This is a genomic window from Erythrobacter donghaensis (assembly GCF_002155425.1).
In the GTDB taxonomy this organism is placed as follows: domain Bacteria; phylum Pseudomonadota; class Alphaproteobacteria; order Sphingomonadales; family Sphingomonadaceae; genus Erythrobacter; species Erythrobacter donghaensis.
In genome coordinates this window covers 175,598-196,396 of the sequence record NZ_MUYG01000008.1, presented here as the reverse complement: position 1 = coordinate 196,396, position 20,799 = coordinate 175,598, and the positions used below count along the sequence as shown (strand labels likewise).

Genomic DNA, 20,799 nt, shown 5'->3' with positions numbered 1-20,799 from the left:
CTGCTCCCCTGTCCGTCCGCTTGCGCGTGCACAGGTAAAGCGATTGCAATTCAGGAGGGTGAAGCCGGTTTGCAAAGCGGACACGGTGTCCGCTTTGTAACGCTTATTGCTGTCCGGCAATCGCCCCGAACAGGTCGTGCGCGTCGGCATCCTCGATGGTGGCCTCGACGATGTCGCCGGGCTTGAGGCTCCCGGGCACATTGCGCAGATAGACCGCGCCGTCGATCTCGGGCGCATCGGCCTGCGAGCGCCCCGTGGCGCCAATGTCGCCGTCCTCGTCGGGCTCGCCGACCTCGTCGATGATGACGGGGAGCGTGCGGCCTACTTTCGCTGCAAGCTTGGCGGCGCTGATCCGCTCGGTCACTTCCATGATCCGGGCGTAGCGTTCTTCCTTCACCGCCTCGGGCACCTGATCGGGCAGGGCATTGGCCGCCGCGCCCTCGACCGGCTCGAAGCGGAAGGCGCCGACGCGGTCGAGCTGGGCTTCCTCGAGCCAATCGAGCAGGTAGCGGAAGTCTTCCTCGGTCTCGCCCGGGAAGCCGACCACGAAGCTGGAACGGATCGCGATATCGGGGCAGATCGCGCGCCACGACTTCAGCCGTTCGAGCACCTTGGCCTCATTGGCGGGGCGCTTCATCAGCTTCAGCACCTTGGGGTTGGCGTGCTGGAACGGGATGTCGAGATAGGGCGTCAGCAGCCCCTCGGCCATCAGAGGGATGACCTGATCGACGTGCGGGTAGGGGTAGACGTAGTGGAGCCGCACCCACGGCGTCTGGCCTTCAGGGGTGCGAAGCTGGCCCAGTTCGCGGGCCATGTCGGTCATGTGCGCGCGGACGTCCTGACCCTTCCACGAGCGGCTCTCGTGGCGGATATCGACTCCGTAGGCGCTGGTGTCCTGGCTGATGACGAGCAGCTCGCGGGTGCCCGCCGCGACCAGCTTCTCCGCCTCGCGCAGCACCGCGTCGATCCGGCGGCTGGCGAGTTTCCCGCGCAGATCGGGGATGATGCAGAAGGCGCAGGAGTGGTTGCAACCCTCTGAAATCTTGAGGTAAGAATAATGTCGAGGCGTGAGTTTGATATCGGGTTGCGGGATCAGGTCGACGAACGGGCCCTGGCTCGGCGGGGCGTGGATGTGCACCGCCTCGACCACCTGCTCATACTGGTGCGCCCCCGTCACCGCGAGCACGCTGGGATGCGCCGCGCGGATCGCGTCGGCCTCCTCGCCCATGCAGCCGGTGACGATCACACGGCCATTCTCGGCGATCGCCTCGCCGATCGCGGCAAGACTCTCTTCCTTGGCGGAATCGAGGAAGCCGCAGGTGTTGACCAGCACCACGTCGGCCCCCGCATAGTCCTCGGCGAAGGCATAGCCATCGGCGCGCAACCGGGTGAGGATGCGCTCGGAATCGACGAGGGCCTTGGGACAGCCGAGGCTGACCATGCCGATCTTCTTCTGGTCCGGGAGGGAGAGGGGCGCGGAGGTCATGACGGCGCGCCCATAGTCCCGCAGCGCGCCGCTGTCACGCTTTACCCGTGCGAGGGCCTAGGCCTCCGGCATCGGGAAGGACGGCTGGTGGCCGCTGCGCATGGCATAGTCGCGCGGGTGCATGATCTCTTGCAACACCGCCTCGGTCAGGTCCTTGCCCCCCGAAAGGTTCTGCCACAGCGACTGGACGGTGTAGATCGGGCCCCACGGAATGCCCCACCATCCCAGCACGAAGGTCAGCAGCGTCCACGGCAGGCCCTTCAGGATGCGGTTGCTGGTGCCCGGCACCAAGAGAATGTCGGTCGAATTGCGAAACGAGGCGAAGATCACCGAGACCGCCCACTGATAGACCACGAACCGCCCGCCCGCATCGACCGCCTCGACGATCTCCTCGACCGTCATGTTGTCGATGCCCTTGATGTTTACGCCCACTCTGTCTGCCCCCTGCGTTGGTCTGGATAGCGCAAGATATGCAAGGCCTTGGTCGCAAAGGGAAGCCGGTATTGCCGGTCGGCACATCGAAGCAGCGGGCTTGACGATTGTCGCCCGCAAGAGGCATGACGCGGGGCATGATCGCCAAGCTCTTCACCGACCACCCGCGCGCCATTGGCGAGACCTATGGCCAGCACGCCCGCACCGCCCTGAGCTTCGGCTGGCGCATGGTGGTGGGCGGTCTCGCCTGCATGGTCCACGCGCTGGTGCCCGGCCTGTTCGTCAAGACCGCAAGCCGCACCGTGGTGCAGCTCGATGCGGAAATGCGCGGCCGCAAGGCGACCGAGGCGGAGGAAGAATTCGCCTACGTCATTTAGTCACGGGAGCGCGAGCATGAACGACTTTGCCCTGGTGCCGGTGCTCGCCGGAACCGCCGCCTTTTTCCTGGTCGGGGCGCTGTGGTATGGCGTGATCTTTGCAGGGCCGTGGCAGCGCGCGGCGGGGCTGTCGAACAGCCAGCTGCAAAGCGGCAACATGGCGCTGATCTTCGGCCTGACCTTCGCCTTCGAGATGCTGGTGGCGATGGTGCTGTGGCACCTCCTCGCCCGCACCGATCCGCCCGCCTTCGTGGTGATGATGATGGCGGTAGGCTTTGCCGTGGGCGTGATGATCCCCGCGATCGGGATCAATTACCTCTACCTCAGGAAGCCGCTCGCGCTGTTCCTGATCGACGCCGGGCACTTCCTCGTCGGCATGGCGGCGATGGGCGCGGTGTTCGTGTGGTTTCGGGGGTGAGGGAAGGGACACCCGCTCCGGGGCGATTGCCAGTTGAGGGGGAGCCGACGGCGGGTTTTGGCGGAAGCGATCGACGGGGCTTGGGTCTGCAAGTGGGTGGTAAGCTGCCACCTCTCCTCACCGTCGCCCCGTGCTTGACACGGGGCTTGGCTCCTTTGCTTCGCCACCTGAGAGGAAGAAAAGCCAAACCCCGTGTCAAGCACGGGGCGACGAGTAGTAGAGGGCCGCTGAGGGGTCGCTAGCCGAACGGCAGCTCTTCTTCGCAAAGCCGCGCAAGCTTCCGCCCTGCGGCCGCTACTCCGCCCCGTTCCCCGCCGTCGGCACGATCTCGACCACCACGTCGCCGGGCTGGAGGGTCTGGCACTCTTCCTCCCAGAAGCCGATCGCGCGGCCGTTGCGGTAGAGGCGCAGGCCCTGGCCGCCGCTCTTGAGGTCGGTGATCGGCTTGCCGCACTCCTCAGGCCCCACCACCCGCTCGACCAACTGCACCCGCCCGCCGACGCTGGCGAGGTCGGCGAGGTAATCGGCGATGTGCGCGCCCTTGACGCTGCCGGCCAGCAGCAGCCCGGTGAAGCGCACCGGGTTGATGACATTGTTCGCCCCCGCCTGCCGCGCGAGCAGCTCGTTGTCGTCGGCGCGCACCACCACGCTGATCGGCACGTCGGGCGCGAGGTGGCGCACGGTCAGCACGATCAGGATCGAGGTGTCGTCACGCCCGGCGCTCACCAGCACGGTCTGCGCCGCATCGATCCGCACCGCCTTCAGCGTCTCGTCGCGCGTGGCATCGGCGGCCATGACGTTGACGCCGAGCTTCTCCGCCTCCGCCAGGCGGTCTTCCGAAGGGTCGATCACCACGATGCAGCGTGGATCGACCCCGCGCTCGATCAGCTCGCCCACGCTCTGCGAGCCGGACACGCCGTAGCCCAGCACCACCACGTGATCGGTGAGCTGCTCCTGAATCCGGGCCATGCGCCATTTCTCCCAGCTGCGTTTGATGACGAAATCGTAGGCCGCGCCCACGAAGATGAAGAGCACCGCGATCCTGACCGGGGTGACGATCAGCGCCTCGATCATCCGCGCGCGGTCGGACACCGGGGCGATGTCGCCGAAGCCGGTGGTGGTGACGCTGATCATGGTGAAATAGACCACGTCGATGAAGCTGATGTGCTTGTCGACATTGTCGACCAGCCCGTCGCGGTCCCACCAGTGGATCATGATGACCATGCCCAGCAGGAAGAAAGCGACGCCGAGCCGGATGAACACGTCGCCCCACACCGGCAGGCGCACCTCGCGCTTGAGCGGGCGGAACGGCTCGGTCCGCTTCCGCTTGCGCTTGAAGGGGTTGAGGCTGACGTCTTGCGCCATCAGTCGCCGAACCGCTCCGCGAGGATGCCGATGGTCGAATAGTGGGTCAGATCGAGCTGCAAGGGTGTGACCGCGACGAAGCCGTCCTCGATCGCCTCAAGGTCGGTGCCGTGGTCGAGCGTGTGCTCAATCGGGTCGAGCCCGAACCAGAAATAGCGATAGCCGCGCGGGTCGCGGCCTTCGACGATGGTGCCGCGCGAATAGTCGTGGAAGCCCTGCCGCACGACGCGGATGCCCCTGACCGCCTCGGGGGCGAGCGCGGGGAAGTTGATGTTGATCAGCGTGCGTTCGGCCATCGGCGCGTCGATCAGCTTCGCGAGCACCCGCGGCCCCCATTCGCGCGCCGCGCCGAAGGGCACGTCATCGCCCATGCCCTCGCGCGCATAGACCTGACTGAAGGCGATCGAGCGGATGCCTGCCAGCGCGCCCTCGATCGCCGCCGAGACGGTGCCCGAATAGGTGATGTCGTCGGCAAGGTTGGCCCCGCGGTTGACGCCCGACAGGATGAGATCGGGCGCATCGGGCATGACCGTACGCAGCGCCATCATCACGCTATCGGTGGGCGTGCCGGTGACGGCAAAGCGCCGCTCGCCCAGCTGTTGCAGCCGCACGGGGCGCGTGAGCGTGAGCGAGTGTCCCGCGCCGGACTGCTCCTCGGACGGCGCGCAGATCCAGATATCGTCGGAGAATTGCCGCGCGATCTCTTCCAGCACCTTGAGGCCGGGGGCGTGGATGCCGTCGTCATTGGTGAGGAGGATTCTCATGCCTCACCCTCAACGTCGTCATGCTGAACTTGTTTCAGCATCCATTTGTCCTTTCAATGCCGGTGCTTGCGGAGGGATGGATCCTGAAACGAGTTCAGGATGACGGAAGTTGTTACTGTGGCTGGATAACCTCAAGCCCGCCCATGTAGGGCCGCAGCGCCTCGGGCACCGTCACGCTGCCATCCTTGTTCTGGTAATTCTCGATCACCGCCACCAGCGTGCGCCCGACGGCGAGGCCCGAGCCGTTGAGGGTGTGGACGAACTCGGTCTTCTTCTCGCCCGCGACGCGGTAGCGGGTGTTCATGCGGCGCGCCTGAAAGTCGCCGGTGTTGGAGCAGGAGCTGATCTCGCGGAAAGCGCCCTGTCCGGGGAGCCAGACTTCGAGGTCATAGGTCTTGCGCGCGCCGAAGCCCATGTCGCCGGTGCACAGCAGCAGCTTGCGATAGGGCAGGGCGAGGCGCTCGAGAATGGTCTCGGCGGCACGGACCATGCGCTGGTGTTCGTCCTCGGAGTCCTCGGGCCGCACGATGCTGACCAGCTCGCACTTTTCGAACTGGTGCTGACGGATGAACCCCCGCGTATCGCGCCCCGCCGCGCCCGCCTCGGAGCGGAAGCACAGGGTGAGCGCGGTGAGGCGCATGGGGAGCGCGGCCTCGTCCAGCAGCTCGCCCATGACGCTGGCGGTGAGGGAGACTTCCGAAGTGGGGATGAGCCAGAACTGTTCAGCTGTGTCTGCCGTGTCGAGCATCCCTTGCACCGCAGGCTTAAACTGTCCCTCTTCAGTTGAAGCCATCTGCGCTTCGAAATCTGAAGGCATTGCGTTCCAAAACAGCTTCGTTCGAGTGCTCATGTCGGCAGCGAAGAAGCTGTCTTCGGCAAACTTGGGCAGTTTGTCGGTCCCTCGCATAGCCGCGTCATTCACCAGCACCGGCGGGTTGCATTCGGCATAGCCATGTTCGCCGGTCTGGACGTCGAGCATGAACTGCCCGAGCGCCCTATGCAGCCGTGCCATGCCACCGCGCAGGAAGGTGAAGCGCGCGCCCGAGAGCCTTGCGCCGGTCTCGAAGTCCATGCCCAGCGCCGGGGCGATGTCGGCGTGTTCGCGCGGCGTGAAGTCGAAGGCGCGCGGGGTGCCCCAGCGGCTGACTTCGACGTTCTCCTCCTCGCCCGCGCCATCGGGCACGTCCGCGCCCGGCAGGTTGGGGATGACTTCGAGCATGGCCTTCAGCTTGGCAGCAAGCGTCTCGGCCTCGGCCTCCAGCGCGGGCATCTGTTCCTTGAGCGCGGCGACTTCGGCCTTGATCGTCTCGGCCCCCTCGCGGTCGCCCTTGGCCATCGCCGCGCCGATCAGCTTCGAGGCTTCGTTGCGGCGCGACTGCGCCACCTGCACCGCGGTGGTCGCGGCGCGGCGCTGCTCGTCGAGCGCGATCAGCTGCGCGGCGAGCGGCTCCAGCCCGCGCCGGGCGAGGCCTGCATCAAACGCTTCGGGGTTCTCTCGGATCAGGCGAATGTCGTGCATGGGCCGCGCTATGCCCGCTTGGGCTTGGCAAGAAAAGCCGCAATCGCGATGGAACATCCCGCCGCCCGGAAGGCTTGGTTCGTCAAGGAGGTACGATACCATGATCCGTAAATTGATTGGCGCCGGCATCGGCGCGAGCGTGGCCAAGCGGCACAAGGCCGCAGGCGGAGTGACCGGCGCCGTTGTCGCAGGGGCCGTTCCCGCGATCATCGCGCGTGTCAGCCTGCCGGCGATGGCGGTGATCGGCGTGGGCGGCTGTCTCGCCAAGCGCTATCTCGACAAGAAGGCGGCCGAGCAGCCGAGCGAGCCGACGCCCCCGCCGCCGAAGCCCGCACCGCAAACGGCTCCGCTCACCCCGCAGACCGCGCCGATGGCGCACTGAGGCTAAGCCAGACACAAAAAGGGCGGCGGAACCGATCGTGGTTCCGCCGCCCTTTTGTCGTCTGCGTGGCGATCAGAAGTTGATCTGCGCGGTCACGAACACCCGGCGCGGATCGCCGTAGAAGCCGGTCAGCGTACCTTCGCGGCCCAGCGTCGGGATGAACGGCGCTCCGCCCACACCGCCCGCGACGAAGTTGTAGCCTGCGACGATATATTCCTTGTCGAACAGGTTCTTGCCGTGCAGCCCGATCGAATACAGCCCGCTGTCGGCGGTGTAGACGATGCTCGCATCGACCAGCACGAAGCCGTCCTGATCGAGGAACGGGTTGGGTACTTCGAACTGGCTCGCATCCGACCGGAGCGAGGCGAGGCCGATGAAGTCCATCATCCCTTCGCCCACCGGCACGCCCATGGTGAAGCCCATATGCGCGGTGATGTCGGGCGTGTTCTGGAACACGCGTTGATCGGCAACGTCACGCCCGAAATTGTCGATGAAGGTGTTGAACTTGGCATCGAGCACGCCCAGCGACCAGTTGACGCTGAAGCGGCTGCCTTCGCCCGCAAAGTCGGTGCCGACCAGCGCCGAGCCTTCGAACTCGATCCCGTTGACGTCGGCCGAAGCGGCGTTGGAGGTGATCCCGATGAAGCTCTCGTTCACCCCGTCGCCGTTGGCATCGAAGCCGACCGAGCCGGGGATCTGCACATCGCTATACTGGCCGAGGAAGGCCGCGATGCTGATGTTCAGCCGGTTATCGAGCAACGAGGCCTTGTAGCCCACTTCGTAGCTGTCGACCGTCTCGGGGTCGAAGGCCATGAAGTCGAACACCTCTTGCGGGGTGCAGGACCCGCCGGTGGCGTTGCGGCACGCGCTGGTCTGGCCGCGCGGGTCGAAGCCGCCGCCCTTGAAGCCCTGCGAATAGGTGAAATAGAGGTTGTTGTCGGGGTTGGGCTGCCAGCTGATCGAGGCGCGCGGGTTGAAGTCCTTGAAGGTCGCACTGCCGTTGAAGTTGCTCGTCACCGCCGCGGCAACCCCGGTGCCGCCGAACAGGTTGGAGAACCCGCCGAGGAAGGTCGTGCGCAGCACCCGGCTCGAACGCTTGTCGTTGGTATAACGCCCGCCGACCGAGATGCTGACCGTGTCGGTCAGATCATAGGTGAAGTCGCCGAACACCGACCAGGTCTTGGTGTTGACGTCGCCCAGCGTCTGCGCGGTCAACCCGTTGAGCGTGGTGAACAGCGCCACGTCGAAAGCGGTAAAGGCGTTGGCGTCGAGGTAGTAGAACCCGAGCACGCCCGACAGCCGGTCGCCCTCGTAGAGCAGCTGGAGTTCCTGGCTGATCTGGTCGTTCTCATAGATCGCCGGCACGTCGAGATCGACTGCGGGCAGGCTGTCGAAATCGATCGGGGTGGTTGACTTGTCCTCGCGGTAGCCGGTGATCGACTTCAAAGTTATGGTGTCGCTGACTTCAAGCGCGATGTTGAGCGCGCCGCCCCAGGCCTCGACCTCCTGGTCGACGATGTTGAGCCCGGCGCGGGTGTCGAACACGTTATCGAGCACCGGCGCGCCGCTGACGAGGCCGGGGATGAAGCGATGGCCCTGCCGCGCTTCGGAATTGTCCTTCACGTAGTCGCCCGAGAGGCGCACGAACAGCGGCCCGTTGTCGAATTCGATCGTCCCGCGCGCGGCCCACACGTCCTTGTTGTAGTTCTCGGTGCCGAGCGTCAGATTGTCGCCGAAGCCCCCGCGCGAAAGGCGCGCGCCGCTCGCGCCGATCTTGAGGCTGTCGCTGATCGGGGTCGAGGCGGTGACGATGAGATCCGCCTGATCGTAGGAACCATAGGTGCCGCGGATCTTGACGCTGGTGTCGTCGGGCAGGCGGGCAGTGACGTACTTGATCGCCCCGCCGATGGTGTTGCGCCCGTAGAGCGTGCCCTGCGGTCCGCGCAGCACTTCGATCCGCTCGACGTCATAGATGTCGAGCACCGCGGCCTGCGGGCGGTTGAGGTAGACATCGTCGACATAGAGTCCGACGCCTGCTTCGAACCCGGCGACCGGGTCCTGCTGGCCGACCCCGCGGATGAAGGCGGTGAGGGTGGTGTTGGTGCCGCGGCTCACCTCAAGCGTGATGTTGGGCACCTGCTGCGCGACCGCGACAATGTCCTGCACCCCCTGCTTGACCAGCGCATCGCCCGACAATGCGGTGACCGAGAGCGGCACGTCGATCAGGCGTTCCTCGCGGCGACGGGCGGTGACGTAGATCACGCCCTCTTCCTCGGCGGCGGCGGCATCGACCTCTGCGGCAGCGTCGGCAGCGCTGTCCTGCGCCATGGCGGGTGCGGCAAAGGCGGCGAGTCCGGCGGTTCCCGCAAGCAGCGCGGCGCGGACGTAACGTGTCTTGATCATGGGGTGTTCCTCTCCTGTCCCTCTTGTGTCCGCTTCAATATTGAAAGTTGAACCACCTTTCAAGTTTAGACTTGTATGGAGTGCTTGCGCAGCCTACCGAAAGCGTGGAGGGAGTAGCTGATGGGCAACAGTCCGGGCACCGCGACTACAGTCGCACAGGCCGCCGTGAGCGATGCCAAGACCCCGCGTACCGAGCGCGGAAGGCGGAGCTTGCGCAAGCTGCTCGACGCGGCGGCGGAGGAATTCGGCGAGAAGGGCTTCCACGAAGCCTCGGTCAGTTCGATCACCCGGCGCGCCGGGATGGCGCTGGGCAGCTTCTACACCTATTTCGACAGCAAGGACGCGCTGTTCCGCGCGCTGGTCGGCGACATGAGCGAGAAGGTGCGCACCTCGGCTCGCTCCGCGCTGCACGAAGGCATGGGCCCGATCGAGATCGAGCGCGCCGCGCTGGCGGCATTTCTGCACTTCGCCGCCGAGCACAAGGAAATCTACCGCATCATCGACGAGGCCGAATTCGTCGATCCGGCGAGCTACCGTGCACACTACGAAACCATCGCCGCGCGCATCGCCGATCGCCTGCGCGCCGGAGCGGAGGCGGGCGAATTCCGCGACGGGCTGGGCGAGCTCGAGGCTTGGGCGATGATGGGCATGAACGTCTTCGTCGGCCTGCGCTATGTCGTATGGGGCGAGGACGGCGCTGCCGGCGACATGAGCCCGGACGAGGTTGCCGCCGGGGTCAACCGCCTGTTGGCCGAGGGCCTGCTGCGCCGCTGAGGGCGCTGAAATCGACTGATTGTCAGGACTTTGCCAGCGCCGCCGAGGTCGCCGGGCACGGGCGCTCGGCTGGATAACAAAAATGAGAACGATTCCTATTAGCAATTACTATTGACTCTCATTCGCAACAAGACCACAAGCCGGGCGTTCCCTCTCCTCCAGCAGGAAGTCCCCGCTTGTGTCTCTGATTACCCGACTTGCCCTCTCCGCCGCTCCGCTCGCCATCTTCGCTGCGCCCGCTTTCGCCGAGAACGCCGCCGCCGAATCCGCCGCTGCTGCCGAGGCGGAAAGCCAGCAGCAGACCGGGCGCATCACCGTCACCGCGACCCGCACTCCTGTGTTGCAGGAGGAAGCGCCTGCGACGGTCACGGTCATCACCGATCAGGACATCGCCGATCAGCTCGCGACTGACATCAAGGATCTGGTGCGCTTCGAACCCGGCGTCTCTGTCCGCCGCGCGCCCGCCCGCTTCGGCGCGGCGATCGGCGCAACCGGTCGCGCGCGCAACGAGGACTTCACCGTGCGCGGGATCGGCGGCAACCGGGTGCTGATCCAGGTCGACGGCATCCGTTCCCCCCAAGGTTTCAGCTTCGGTCCGCAGGCCGCCGGGCGCGGCGGGTTTGCCGACGTCAGTTTGGTCAAGCAGGTCGAGATCCTGCGCGGCCCGGCCTCGGCGCTCTATGGCAGTGATGGCCTTGCGGGCGCGGTCAGCTTCGTCACCTCCGATCCCGTCGACATCATCGGCGGCGCGGACGTTGGCGGCTTCGTCACCTCGCAATATTCGAGCGACGACAATGAATTCGCGCAGACCGCCACCCTCGCTGGGCAGACCGGCAACCTTTCTGCGATGATCGCCTATACCCGCCGCGACTTCAGCGAGCTGGAAAACCGCGGCCGCGTCGAGGGCACCGGCCCCACCCGCACTGCGCCCAATCCGCAGGACGGACGCAGCGACGCGGTGCTCGCCAAGCTGGTGTGGGATAATGGCCCGCACAGCATCCGCCTGACCGGCGAATGGCTCGACAGCGCGGTGGAGACCGAGGTGCTGAGCGGCCTCGGCCCGGCCTTCACCTTCGGCCCTGCGCCGGTGTGGACGGTCGATGCGCTGAACGCCCGCGACACCAACCAGCGCAAGCGCGCCTCGCTCGACTGGACCTATGACGGCACGCCCGGCGACGCGATCGAATACGCGTTCCTCTCCGCCTATTGGCAGGATGCCGAGGACCGCCAGTTTGCCCGTGAGGAACGCACCAGCCTCACCGCCATACCCGCACCCGATCGTGAGCGGCTGAACACCTTCGAAAACCGCGTCTATGGCGCCGCGGGCGAAGTGCGCAGCGGCTTCGCGCTGGCCGGGATGACCCACCGCATCGCGATCGGCGGCGATGTCAGCTGGACGCGGCAGGAGGGGCTGCGCGACGGCACGGTTCCGGGGCGCGGCGAGACCTTCCCCACCCGCGCCTTCCCCGCGACCGACTTTACATTGGGCGGGGTGTTCATCGCCGACGAGATCAGTCTGGCTGGCGGTGTGCTGACCCTGTTCCCGGCGCTGCGGTTCGACTTCTACGACCTCAACCCCACGGCCGACCCGCTGCTGCCGACCTTCGCCGCCTCGGGCCAGAGCGGCGACCGGCTGAGCCCCAAATTTGGCGCCACGGTGAAGCTGGCGCGCGATGTGGTGCTGTTCGGCAATTATGCGCAAGGCTTCCTCGCGCCCACGCCGTCGCAGGTGAACAATTTCTTTGAATTCATCGCGGGCGGCTACACCTCTATCCCCAACCCCGATCTGCGGCCCGAGACCAGCGAGAGCTGGGAGGTCGGCGCGCGCTATGTCGGCGACATCTTCTCGCTCCAACTCACCGGGTTTCGCGGCGACTATGACGACTTCATCAACCAGCAGGTTGTGAGCGGCGGCTTCACCCCGCAGAACCCCGCCGTCTTCCAGTTCGTCAATTTCGACCGCGCGCGGATCGAAGGGGTCGAGGCGCGGGCGGAGATGAAGCTGGAGAGCGGCCTCCACGCGCGGCTGGCCTTTGCCTATGTCAATGGCGACACGATCAACCCGGCGGGGATGCGGACCCCGCTCGACACCGTGGACCCCTTCAACGTGGTCGCGGGTCTCGGCTACTGCGCGCCTTCGGGCCGGTTCGGGGGCGAGTTGATCCTCACCCACAACGCCCGCAAGGACAAGGATGAAGTGGGGCGCGCCGAGGACGGCACCGATCTGTTCGTGCGGCCCGATGCTTCCACGATCCTCGATCTTACCGCCTTCTACGCCGTCACCGACCGGCTGAAGTTGCGCGCGGGGCTCTTCAACCTGACCAACGAGAGCTACGCTTTGTGGTCCGATCTGCGCGGGCTAAGTGTCGATGACGCGGGCATCCTCGACACCTTCACCCGGCCGGGCCGCAACCTCAGCCTTTCGGCCAGCTACCGTTTCTGAACCCTCTGGAGGACACCATGACCCGACTGACAAAGACCCTGCTCTCCACCGGCCTCGCCGCGCTGGCGCTGGCCGCCGCGCCTGCCCCGGCGCTGGCTGACGGCCCTATCGTCCAGACCGCGGAAGCCGCCAAGGCCGCCTTCGAGCAGGATCGCCAGACTATCCTTGCGATGGCGGGCGACTTCAAGGTCACCTTCGACATGCAGGAATCGACCCCCTGGATGGCGGGCTACACCCCGCTGGAGCGCAAGATTTCGGGCGGCTACGAGTCTGTCCGCGTGATCGAGGACACCGGCACGCGCATCGTGCTTCAGCACCTGCTCGTCACCGGGGACGAGGCCAATCCCTATGTCGTCAAGCACTGGCGGCAGGATTGGGAATATGAGCCCGACGTGATCCTCGCCTACAAGGGCGGCGACACGTGGGAACTGACCCCGGTGCCCGAAAAGATGCGCGCCGGGCGTTGGTCGCAGACGGTCTATCAGGTCGATGACAGCCCGCGCTATGCCGGGTGGGGCGAGTGGGAGGTGACGCAGGGCATCCGCCGCTGGCGATCGAACTGGACCGCGCGCCCGCTCGCCCGGCGCGATGCGATCCGGGGCCCTGTCTATGATCACTACATGGGCATCAACCGCCACCAGCTGACGCCGACCGGGTGGATCCACTGGCAGGACAACACCAAGATGATCACCCCTGCCGAAGGTGGCGATCCCAAGCCGGTGGTGCAGGAGTATGTCCTCAACACCTATGAGCGGTTCGACGGCTACAATGTCGCCGCCGCCGAGACCTATTGGGACAAGACCAGAGCCTATTGGGATGCGGTGCGTGCCAAGTGGGATGCGGTGGCCGAGGCCCATGGCGGCATCCGCATCGCACAGGAAGCGGGTGCGGGGACGACCATTGCCAATGATCTCCTGACTCTCGCCGATGCGATCAAGGACGGCAAGGAGACCTCCGCCGCCGCCAGCGCCAAGGCGGTTGCGCTGATCGAGGCAGGCACTTCCGGCAAGGGCGGCTGAGCGCGCTTGCAGCTCTCGGCGGGGGATGCGTCCTCTCCCCGGCCGGCCCTTTGCAGGCCCGCTCCGTGCGGCTAAGCCCCTTGCTATGATCCTCGTCATCAACGCCATTCCCGATGCAAGCCATCTCGCCGCGCTGGCCGAGCGGATCGCCATGCTCGAATGGCGCGACGGGCGCGAGACCGCGGGCTCGGTCGCGCGCGAGGTCAAGCGCAACGAACAGGCGGCGATGGACTCCGCGCCCGGCCGCGCCTTGCAGGAAGAGCTTACCCGGATCGTCGACGACAATACCGTGGTGCGCGCAGCCGCGCAGCCGCGTCGCTTCTCGCCGCTGATCGTCAGCCGCACCGGAGTGGACGGCAAATATGGCGCGCATGTCGACAATGCCCTGATGGGACAGGGCGCAAGGCGGCTGCGCACTGACCTCTCCTTCACCCTCTTCCTGACCCCGCCGGGCGAATACGACGGCGGCGAGCTGGTGGTGCACACCGCCGGGATGACGCAGGAGGTCAAGGGCGAGGCGGGCTATCTGGTGCTCTACCCCTCGGGCAGCATCCATGAGGTCAAGCCGGTGACGCGCGGCACCCGGATCGTGTGCGTCGGCTGGATCGAGAGTCTGGTCGCCGATCCCGGCCAGCGCGAGATGCTGTTCGATCTGGAAAACCTGCGCACCGCGCTGCGCGGCCAGCTGCCCAGCCAGTCGGCGGAGCTGCTGACGCTCGACAAGACCATCGCCAACTTATTGCGGATGTGGGCGCACCCCTGACGCGCGCGGGGTCGCGGCGCGTTTGCCCTTGAGGGTGAAATAGAGGATCAGGCTCACCCCGATCACGCTCGGCCCGGCCCAGATCGCGGGGTTGAAGACGTGCTCGGGCACAAGGCGGATCAGCCCCACCGAGAGGAACGCCGTGTAGGCCGAAATCCCCATGCCGATCAGCGCGCGGAAATGCTCGCCGACATATTCGTTTGCCCTACCGCTTCGCTGCTTGAGGGCGGTGGTCGTGCGCGGCGGCTCGTCGGTGCGCCAGATATAGCGCTGCTGGATCAGCATCGAGACGATCCCGATGACAGCCACCAGCACCATCAACGGGTGGCCGACGCCCCAGCCATAGACCCCGCACCACGCGCCCGAGATCACCACGGCGGCGATCACCGCCTGATAGCGCACCGCCCGCAAGGCGCGCCGGTTGCGGCTGTGCTTGACCACCGCGAGGCCATAGTCGACAAAGCCGATGGTGAGCATGCCCAGATAGAGCATCATCCACCCGAACAGGCCTTCATAAAGCGCGCGGTCGGTGATTTCGGGGTGACGATGCTCCGGCCCGTAGAGCGACAGCAGCGCCATCGCGATCGCCAGCCCGCCCGCCCCGAGAAAGCCGTAGCAGGCGGCGCGGCCCCACTGGCGGTGCCGCGCGGCGCCTTTCTTGGTCGCGATCGGCCCCCAGAACGCCGTCAGCCCCACCACCCCGGTGGCGACATGGAGAGCGACAAGGGCTTCGAACAGCGCCATGCCCGTCAGCATGACACAGCTCGTGTCAAATCGCTAGGACACTATCGCGCTCGTGTCACCGCACCCGCGACGGCGCGATCAGCACCGCGTTGGCGATCATCAGGTCGAGCCCTTCGAGATAGGCGCGGGTCGAGGGATCATGCGCAAAGCCGATCACCAGCCCGCGTCCCTGCCGCTGCGCCATCAGATAGGGCTTGTAGGCCAGTTGCTTGCGGTTCTCGTCCCACACATAGCCGCTGGCGATGAGATTGCCGGGGGCCGCAAAGCGCATCACGTTGACGCCCTCGTCCCGGCCCAGCGGCGTGAAGATCTGCGTCCCCGTTGCCAGCACCACCGCGCCCTTGTCGTAACCGGCGGAGAGGAAATGGTCGGGCTCGCCCACTACGTTGAGCAGCGCGCCAGGGAGGGTATCGGGCAGCGCGGCCTGATCCTTGATCGCCTCGCGATATTCGGCATCGCTGGTGATCGCGACCGCCTCGGCAAGGTCGCCCTTGGCATCGTCTCCAGCTGCGGCAGGCTCACGGCCCAGCGCGGCCTCGCGCTTTACCGCGAGCAGCGGGTTGTCACCGCCGCTGAAGGTCTCGAGGCTGTCGCCGATCGCCACCAGCACCCCGCCGCGCTGCACAAAGCTGCGGATCGCGCGCTGGCCGCCTTCGCCGAGCACGCTCGACGGATCGCCTTCGGGCACCAGCAACACGTCGTACTCGCTGAGATCGGCGCGGGCGAGGCGGCTGGTGCGGATCGGGGTCACCGGAAGCCCGATGCGCTGTTCGAGCACATAGCGCAGCGCCCCGGCGGAGAGTTGCGAGACCCCGTCATCCCACGCCACCGCGACGCGCGGCAGAGTGAGGCGCGCGAAGTGCTCGCTGCCGAGGTTCGGCCCGCTGTCGACCCAGCCGCTCTCCATCGCGACCGTATGCGCGCCGACCTCGCGGGCGAGTTCGGCGAGGCGCGCCATCTTGTCGGGCGTGTTGCTGCCCGCGGGGAAGACCACCGTGCCGCGCGGCAATTCGCGCCCGCCGGTGGAGAAAGCGCGGTCGGTGACGCGCGCGTCGATCCCTTCGCGCAGGGCGAGGGTGACAAGCCGCGCCTGCCCGCTGTCGGTCCACGGCACGGCAATGGCGAAGCTGCCCGAGCCTTCGGCCTTGGCGACGATCGGCGCGGTGGCACTGAGCGGATCGCCGCCGGCGGGCGCGTTGCACAGCTGCACGTCGACCCCCGCCATCGGCCCGACCGACCAGGCGGTGACGTCGTAAAGCTCATGCGGCAGGTCGACCGAACGGCGGCGCTCCTGCTCGGCGAGGAAATCGGGCGGCAGGGGCGTGTCGCGGTCAAGCAGGCTGCGGATCAGCCGCGCGGCGGGCTGGGCCTGCGGCACGGCGAGGAAGCCTGCCGGATAGGACTTGCCGCACACGCTCGCGCCGCCCTCGCGCCGCAGCACGGTGATGCCCTGTTCGGCCAAGCGTCGCCCCAGCCGCTCGGCATTCCAGCGCCGCGTGCCGAGATCGATCACATAGGTGCCGCGCCCCGCTGCGCCGCTGGCATTGCCGCTGCGATAGGCCGCGAAATCGGAGAGGAATTTTTGGGCATTGTCGGCGACCGCGGCAGCGGTGGCGAGGCTGGCGGTGAAGTGGTTCTCGACCCCGTCGGCATAGGTCAGCTCGGTTCCGTCGCGCCGTTCCCACACCAGCCCGCGGGCCGATCCCTGTTCGTAGGTCGAGCCGATCGCGCCCTGATGCGCGTTCCAGGTGTCGCCGTAGCCGGGGTAGAACAGGTCATAGACCTCGCGCGTGAAATAGGGCTCGCCGCGCGCGTCGAAGGCGGCGGCGTTGTAGCGCCCGATCAGCTCATAGGCGCGCACCTGCGCAGGGGTGAGGTTGGGGTTGAAGGGCTGGGCGGCGGGGCTGAAGAAATAGGTCTCGTCCCCGCTCATTTCGTGCAGGTCCACCACCACCACCGGGTTCCACTGCCGGATCGCGGCGACCTTGCCGCGGGTTTCGGGCTGGGAGAGCGTGAACCAGTCGCGGTTGAGGTCGAACATATAGTGGTTCACGCGGCCCGAGGGCCACGGCTCGTCATGCTCCGCGGCCTGCCGGTCACCGGCGGGTTCGATTCCCGTGGATGCGAGGAAATTGTTGACGAAGCGCGCCCGCCCGTCGGGGTTCTGCATCGGGTCGATGACGACGATGGTGTTCGCCATGATCTTCGCCGCGCGCGCATCGCCCTCGGCGGCGAGGAGGTGATAGGCGGTCATCAAGGCGGCGTCGGTCGAGGAGATTTCGTTGCCGTGGACGCCGTAAGTCAGCCAGGTCACCGGCAGCGCCGCGCCGTTGCCCGCGCGCCCTGCGGCGATGTTCGCCATGTCGGCCTTGATCGCGTCAATACGGGCCATGTTGGCAGGCGCGGAGAGGACGAGGTAATAGAGCGGGCGGCCTTCCCAGCTTACCGCATATTGCACCAGCTGCGCACGGTCGGGCGCGGCCTCGGCGAGCGCCTTCAGATAGGCATAGGCCTGATCGGGCGTGGTGATCCGCGTTCCCGGCGCGTGGCCTGCGGTGGCGGTGAGTGTCGGGATGGCGGGATCGAACTGGCCTTCGATGAAGGACTGCGCAGCCGCCGGTTGGCCTAGCCCGATACCTGCCGCCAGCATCGCCAGCCAACGCCCCTTGAACACCTTCGTCATCAACGTTCCTCGCCCCATCGCCCAACACCGGGCAGGCCCGCAGCCTTGCCGCGAGACAGCCGGTGCGGTCAAGCGGGGAGGGGCGAATGACGCAAAGCGCGCGCGGCCGCGCTCAGCAGCCGAGCTGATCGGCGAGGTCGGTGAGGCTGGTCGCCGACCATTCCCACGCCTGTTCGTGATGCGCGTCGGGTGCGGGCGCGCCGCCATATTCCTGCGGGCGGTCGACATAGGCGCATTGCAGCCCCGCGGCGCGCGCGGCGGCGAGGTCGCCGTGATGCGCGGCGACAAGGCACAGCTCGCCCGGCGCGATGCCGAGCACTTCGGCGGTGTGGAGATAGGCGCGCCTGTCGGGCTTGTAGAACCCGCTCACTTCGGCACCGAGGATCGCATCCCACGGCAGGCCAGCGCGCCGCGCCATCGCCAAGAGCAGCGCGATATTGCCATTGGAGAGCGTAAGGATGGGAAAGCGCGCCTTCAGCCGCGTCAGCCCGGCCACGGTGTCGGGCCAGGGATCGAGCCGGTGCCAGGCGCGGTTCCAGTCGGCGAGCAGGCTCTCGTCGAGCGTTGCCGGATCGGCGCCGCAATCGCGCAGGGTCGCCTCGAGCATTTCGCGGTGGAGCACGTCGAGCACCACGAACTCCCGGCCCGAGGCCTTCATGCCGATCATCGCAGCGATATATTGCGCGCGCCATGCGTCGGCAAATTCGGCAGGATCGCGCCCGCCAAGCCCGATCGCTTCTAGAAACCCGGCAGACTCGCGCGCGACGCTGGTGCGCCAGTCGACCACCGTGCCGAACACGTCGAATGCGAGCGCCTTGGGAAGCGGGGCCACGGCGCGCCGCCCTATTCCGCGATCCGCTTCGGCTTGCCCAGCGCCTGCGCGCGGATCGCCTCGGCGTGCCACGGCAGGCGATGCCAGTCCTTTTCGGCATAGGCGCGGGTCTGGTCAGCGGCGTGGGGGGAGGCGGGGTTGGTGGACTGGCCGTAACTCAGAATCGCGTCGGCGACCGGCCCGTTCTCGTCGAAGCCGACGATCTGGATATAGCTCGTCCCGTGGCGCGGGGTCAGGCCCCAAGACGCAGCGGCGGCTTCCTGCACGTTGAGGATGCCGAGCCCGCCCGGGCCGCCGTGGATCGGGATCGCCTCGTTGCCCGCCATCACCCGCTGCACTTCGCCCCACGGTGCATCTAGCGCGATCCCGGCCTTGTCGAGTTCGGCCACAGCCTCGCCCAGCGCAGCGAGCAGCTTTTCGCCCTTCGCGCCGTCTGTAGCGAGGTCGCGTGGGGTGTTCACCGGATCGGCGGCGTCGAAGGGCACGCTCCACAGCCCCGGCAGGCGCGCCGCCTTGGGCCAGAAGGCGCGGAACAGCGCCGCGCCGCGGCTGGTGTTGTCAAAGCGCTTGTCCCATCCGGCAAGCGCCTTGCAGCCGCGCACCACCGCCTCGGGCAGGGGTGCCTCTTGCGTGCACAGCAGGAACATTGCGTCCACCGCCATGTCCGCAGCGAGACTCTTGTTCGCGAAGGCGAAGTCCTGCGCGCGGGCGTGATCGACCTTGCCTGCGGCCAGCAGCGCGGCGGTCTCGACGAAGTTCGACCGCGTGCGCAGCGACCGCGCGGTGGCATGGCGCCCGAGGATCGGCGACAGGGCGCGATACGGCATCGCCGGGTTGCTGAGCCAGTAGCTGTCGTTCGAATTGGTCAGCCAGCTGCGCGTGATGGTCGCCGCCTGATCGCTCGCGGGCATCAGGCCGGGGGCGGCGGTGCCTGCGGCGATCTCCCAGTCGCAGGCCGCGCGCGCGCCATCCAGCAACACCGCGAATTCGGCAAACAGCCCGGCAATCGGCGGGGAGCAGGCTGTGATTATCTCCGCCGAGACATTGGGCACCGCGGTCACATCCGCATGGAGCGCATCGCCATAGCGATCGGCGGCGATGGTGTTGACCCACGGAATGCCGAGCGTCTCGCTCACCGCGGCCTGCACCTCGCCGACATTCTTCGCCTCGCCGATCCGCAGCCACGCCTCGATCCCGCGCTGGTTGCCGCGATTGGCGTCCTTGAGCGTGAAGGCGCTCTGCGCGCTCCAGGTGATCCCGCGTGTCGGCACCACGAAAACCGGGCCGAAGCGGGTCGAATAGAGCGTCCGGCTGACGGCGGGCTGGCCTTCGGGCATCGGCACGGTGACGGTCTGCGCCGTCATCGCCTCGCTGGTTCCGTCGATCATGTAGCGGGTCGGATCGGCGGGATCGAGCGTCAGCTGGTAGAGCGTGAAGTGCCGCGCTTCGGTGACGGTGTGGGTCCAGGCGACATCCTTGTTGAAGCCCAGCGTCGGCAGCGGGGTGCCTGCAAGGCCGACGCCCATCACCTCGTAGCCTTCAGGGCCCTTCACGTGCATCTGCCAGAAGCGGGCGGGGCCTTTCCACGGGAAGTGCGGGTTGCCGATCACCAGCCCGCGCCCGTCGGCGGTGGTCTCGGCCCCGAAGGCCCAGCCGTTGCTGCCGATGCCGAGCTCTTGCGGATCCGGCATGCTGATCGCAACCTTGGGCGCGGGGCTACCCGGCGGGGCGGCATTGGCAATCGCGGCGGCAAGGTTCAGCGAACTGGCGAGCAGCATCTGCTTTTCGTTGAGCCGCAGCATGTCGTCGGCGGTGATGCGGCGCACCCACGCCTTGCCGCGACATTCAGGCGGGATGCCCTTGTCGCCTGCATCCTTCAGAAAGCGGTTATAGCCCGCAACATAGCCATCGATCAGCCCCTGCACCCGCGCGGGGAGCGCCTTGGCACCCTCGCGCAGCGCCGGAAGGTCGAGCACCGCGCGGAAGAAAATGTCGGAGGAGAGGTTGTCGATCTCCTCGAAGCCGAGCACCGCCTTGCCCTCGGGGCCGAAATTCCGGGAGCGCTCGCCCGCCACGGTAGCGAATTCCTCGGCCAGCAGGCACAGGTTGTCCTCGGCATAGGCATAGGCGACACCGTAGCCGACCCCGCGCCAGTCGCGCGCTTCGATATGGGGGATGCCGTAAGTGGTGCGGGTGATCGTGGCTTCGTAGCGCTTGCCCGCCAGAGCCCCGCTGGCCGGTGTCAGCGCCAGCACAGCCGCACCGGTCGCCAGAGCCGCGATCCGCATCATCATTCTCTCCCTTTGCCCCGCAATGCGGGTTGCGCCGCAAAACCTATCGGCGGGGGGCGCAAAAGGGAAGGCGCAAAGGAAAAAGGGCGCTCCGCCGCGTGGCA

General features: G+C 67.0%; 17 protein-coding genes. 7 read left to right on the top strand and 10 right to left on the bottom strand.

All coding sequences use genetic code 11. The features are described 5' to 3' along the window. Window positions 1–103: 103 nt before the first annotated feature. Together rimO and BZF59_RS05455 are read right to left on the bottom strand one after the other, a co-directional pair. A complete protein-coding gene (gene rimO / locus BZF59_RS05460; protein ID WP_086607239.1) occupies window positions 104–1,486 on the bottom strand; it encodes a 30S ribosomal protein S12 methylthiotransferase RimO in 1,383 nt (460 codons plus the stop codon). Window positions 1,487–1,543: 57 nt separating this feature from the next. Continuing rightward, window positions 1,544–1,918 carry a hypothetical protein gene (locus BZF59_RS05455; protein WP_086607238.1) on the bottom strand — a complete coding sequence of 125 codons (375 nt, stop codon included), beginning with the start codon at window positions 1,916–1,918 and terminating at the stop codon, window positions 1,544–1,546. A gap of 137 nt (window positions 1,919–2,055) precedes the next feature. Between BZF59_RS05455 and BZF59_RS05450 the strand changes: the two genes are divergently transcribed. After that, window positions 2,056–2,295, top strand: a complete 240-nt coding sequence (locus BZF59_RS05450) for a DUF6356 family protein (RefSeq protein WP_086607237.1) — start codon at window positions 2,056–2,058, stop codon at window positions 2,293–2,295. 16 nt (window positions 2,296–2,311) lie between these two features. Next, complete coding sequence (locus tag BZF59_RS05445) at window positions 2,312–2,713, top strand: DUF1761 domain-containing protein (RefSeq protein ID WP_086607236.1); 402 nt, start codon at window positions 2,312–2,314, stop codon at window positions 2,711–2,713. Between the two features lie 294 nt (window positions 2,714–3,007). Here BZF59_RS05445 and BZF59_RS05440 read toward each other — a convergent pair whose 3' ends face one another. The 3 genes from BZF59_RS05440 to serS form a co-directional block, all read right to left on the bottom strand. Continuing rightward, on the bottom strand, window positions 3,008–4,078 hold the full coding sequence (locus tag BZF59_RS05440) for a potassium channel family protein (RefSeq protein ID WP_086607235.1): 1,071 nt from the start codon (window positions 4,076–4,078) through the stop codon (window positions 3,008–3,010). Then, a complete protein-coding gene (gene surE / locus BZF59_RS05435) occupies window positions 4,078–4,842 on the bottom strand; it encodes a 5'/3'-nucleotidase SurE (RefSeq protein WP_086607234.1) in 765 nt (254 codons plus the stop codon). The genes BZF59_RS05440 and surE overlap by 1 nt, the downstream gene beginning before the upstream one ends. A gap of 112 nt (window positions 4,843–4,954) precedes the next feature. Then, on the bottom strand, window positions 4,955–6,361 hold the full coding sequence (gene serS / locus BZF59_RS05430) for a serine--tRNA ligase (RefSeq protein ID WP_086607233.1): 1,407 nt from the start codon (window positions 6,359–6,361) through the stop codon (window positions 4,955–4,957). 100 nt (window positions 6,362–6,461) lie between these two features. Between serS and BZF59_RS05425 the strand changes: the two genes are divergently transcribed. Then, window positions 6,462–6,743 carry a hypothetical protein gene (locus BZF59_RS05425; RefSeq protein ID WP_086607232.1) on the top strand — a complete coding sequence of 94 codons (282 nt, stop codon included), beginning with the start codon at window positions 6,462–6,464 and terminating at the stop codon, window positions 6,741–6,743. A gap of 72 nt (window positions 6,744–6,815) precedes the next feature. On the opposite strand, the gene BZF59_RS05420 is transcribed toward BZF59_RS05425, so the two are convergent. Beyond that, entirely contained in the window at window positions 6,816–9,146 is a 2,331-nt protein-coding gene (locus BZF59_RS05420) for a TonB-dependent receptor (protein ID WP_086607231.1), read from the bottom strand. Window positions 9,147–9,266: 120 nt separating this feature from the next. On the opposite strand from BZF59_RS05420, the gene BZF59_RS05415 reads away from it, so the two are divergent. The 4 genes from BZF59_RS05415 (at window position 9,267) to BZF59_RS05400 (ending at window position 14,145) form a co-directional block, all read left to right on the top strand. Then, window positions 9,267–9,920 (top strand): TetR/AcrR family transcriptional regulator, encoded by a 654-nt coding sequence (locus tag BZF59_RS05415; protein ID WP_086607230.1) that lies wholly within the window; start codon window positions 9,267–9,269, stop codon window positions 9,918–9,920. A gap of 178 nt (window positions 9,921–10,098) precedes the next feature. Continuing rightward, window positions 10,099–12,363, top strand: a complete 2,265-nt coding sequence (locus BZF59_RS05410; protein WP_245806038.1) for a TonB-dependent hemoglobin/transferrin/lactoferrin family receptor — start codon at window positions 10,099–10,101, stop codon at window positions 12,361–12,363. Window positions 12,364–12,380: 17 nt separating this feature from the next. After that, window positions 12,381–13,382 carry a DUF6607 family protein gene (locus BZF59_RS05405; protein WP_086607229.1) on the top strand — a complete coding sequence of 334 codons (1,002 nt, stop codon included), beginning with the start codon at window positions 12,381–12,383 and terminating at the stop codon, window positions 13,380–13,382. 85 nt (window positions 13,383–13,467) lie between these two features. Then, window positions 13,468–14,145, top strand: coding sequence for a Fe2+-dependent dioxygenase (locus tag BZF59_RS05400; RefSeq protein WP_086607228.1), 678 nt, complete (start codon window positions 13,468–13,470; stop codon window positions 14,143–14,145). On the opposite strand, the gene BZF59_RS05395 is transcribed toward BZF59_RS05400, so the two are convergent. The 4 genes from BZF59_RS05395 to BZF59_RS05380 all read right to left on the bottom strand — a co-directional run bounded on the left by BZF59_RS05395 (window position 14,119) and on the right by BZF59_RS05380 (window position 20,695). Beyond that, window positions 14,119–14,901 carry a hypothetical protein gene (locus tag BZF59_RS05395; protein WP_086607227.1) on the bottom strand — a complete coding sequence of 261 codons (783 nt, stop codon included), beginning with the start codon at window positions 14,899–14,901 and terminating at the stop codon, window positions 14,119–14,121. The two genes, BZF59_RS05400 and BZF59_RS05395, sit on opposite strands and share 27 nt — an antisense overlap. A 43-nt stretch (window positions 14,902–14,944) precedes the next feature. After that, a complete protein-coding gene (locus tag BZF59_RS05390; RefSeq protein WP_245806037.1) occupies window positions 14,945–17,572 on the bottom strand; it encodes a M14 metallopeptidase family protein in 2,628 nt (875 codons plus the stop codon). Window positions 17,573–17,684: 112 nt separating this feature from the next. Next, window positions 17,685–18,404, bottom strand: a complete 720-nt coding sequence (locus BZF59_RS05385; protein ID WP_086607225.1) for a haloacid dehalogenase type II — start codon at window positions 18,402–18,404, stop codon at window positions 17,685–17,687. A gap of 11 nt (window positions 18,405–18,415) precedes the next feature. Next, window positions 18,416–20,695 carry a penicillin acylase family protein gene (locus BZF59_RS05380; protein WP_086607387.1) on the bottom strand — a complete coding sequence of 760 codons (2,280 nt, stop codon included), beginning with the start codon at window positions 20,693–20,695 and terminating at the stop codon, window positions 18,416–18,418. Window positions 20,696–20,799: the final 104 nt, after the last annotated feature.

What these genes read in the sequence shown, in the direction of transcription:
- rimO (WP_086607239.1), bottom strand. Translation starts at nt 1,486, where the DNA reads ATGACCTCCGCGCCCCTCTCCCTCCCGGACCAGAAGAAGATCGGCATG.
- BZF59_RS05450 (WP_086607237.1), top strand. Translation starts at nt 2,056, where the DNA reads ATGATCGCCAAGCTCTTCACCGACCACCCGCGCGCCATTGGCGAGACC.
- BZF59_RS05445 (WP_086607236.1), top strand. Translation starts at nt 2,312, where the DNA reads ATGAACGACTTTGCCCTGGTGCCGGTGCTCGCCGGAACCGCCGCCTTT.
- BZF59_RS05440 (WP_086607235.1), bottom strand. Translation starts at nt 4,078, where the DNA reads ATGGCGCAAGACGTCAGCCTCAACCCCTTCAAGCGCAAGCGGAAGCGG.
- surE (WP_086607234.1), bottom strand. Translation starts at nt 4,842, where the DNA reads ATGAGAATCCTCCTCACCAATGACGACGGCATCCACGCCCCCGGCCTC.
- serS (WP_086607233.1), bottom strand. Translation starts at nt 6,361, where the DNA reads ATGCACGACATTCGCCTGATCCGAGAGAACCCCGAAGCGTTTGATGCA.
- BZF59_RS05425 (WP_086607232.1), top strand. Translation starts at nt 6,462, where the DNA reads ATGATCCGTAAATTGATTGGCGCCGGCATCGGCGCGAGCGTGGCCAAG.
- BZF59_RS05420 (WP_086607231.1), bottom strand. Translation starts at nt 9,146, where the DNA reads ATGATCAAGACACGTTACGTCCGCGCCGCGCTGCTTGCGGGAACCGCC.
- BZF59_RS05415 (WP_086607230.1), top strand. Translation starts at nt 9,267, where the DNA reads ATGGGCAACAGTCCGGGCACCGCGACTACAGTCGCACAGGCCGCCGTG.
- BZF59_RS05405 (WP_086607229.1), top strand. Translation starts at nt 12,381, where the DNA reads ATGACCCGACTGACAAAGACCCTGCTCTCCACCGGCCTCGCCGCGCTG.
- BZF59_RS05400 (WP_086607228.1), top strand. Translation starts at nt 13,468, where the DNA reads ATGATCCTCGTCATCAACGCCATTCCCGATGCAAGCCATCTCGCCGCG.
- BZF59_RS05395 (WP_086607227.1), bottom strand. Translation starts at nt 14,901, where the DNA reads ATGCTGACGGGCATGGCGCTGTTCGAAGCCCTTGTCGCTCTCCATGTC.
- BZF59_RS05390 (WP_245806037.1), bottom strand. Translation starts at nt 17,572, where the DNA reads ATGACGAAGGTGTTCAAGGGGCGTTGGCTGGCGATGCTGGCGGCAGGT.
- BZF59_RS05380 (WP_086607387.1), bottom strand. Translation starts at nt 20,695, where the DNA reads ATGATGCGGATCGCGGCTCTGGCGACCGGTGCGGCTGTGCTGGCGCTG.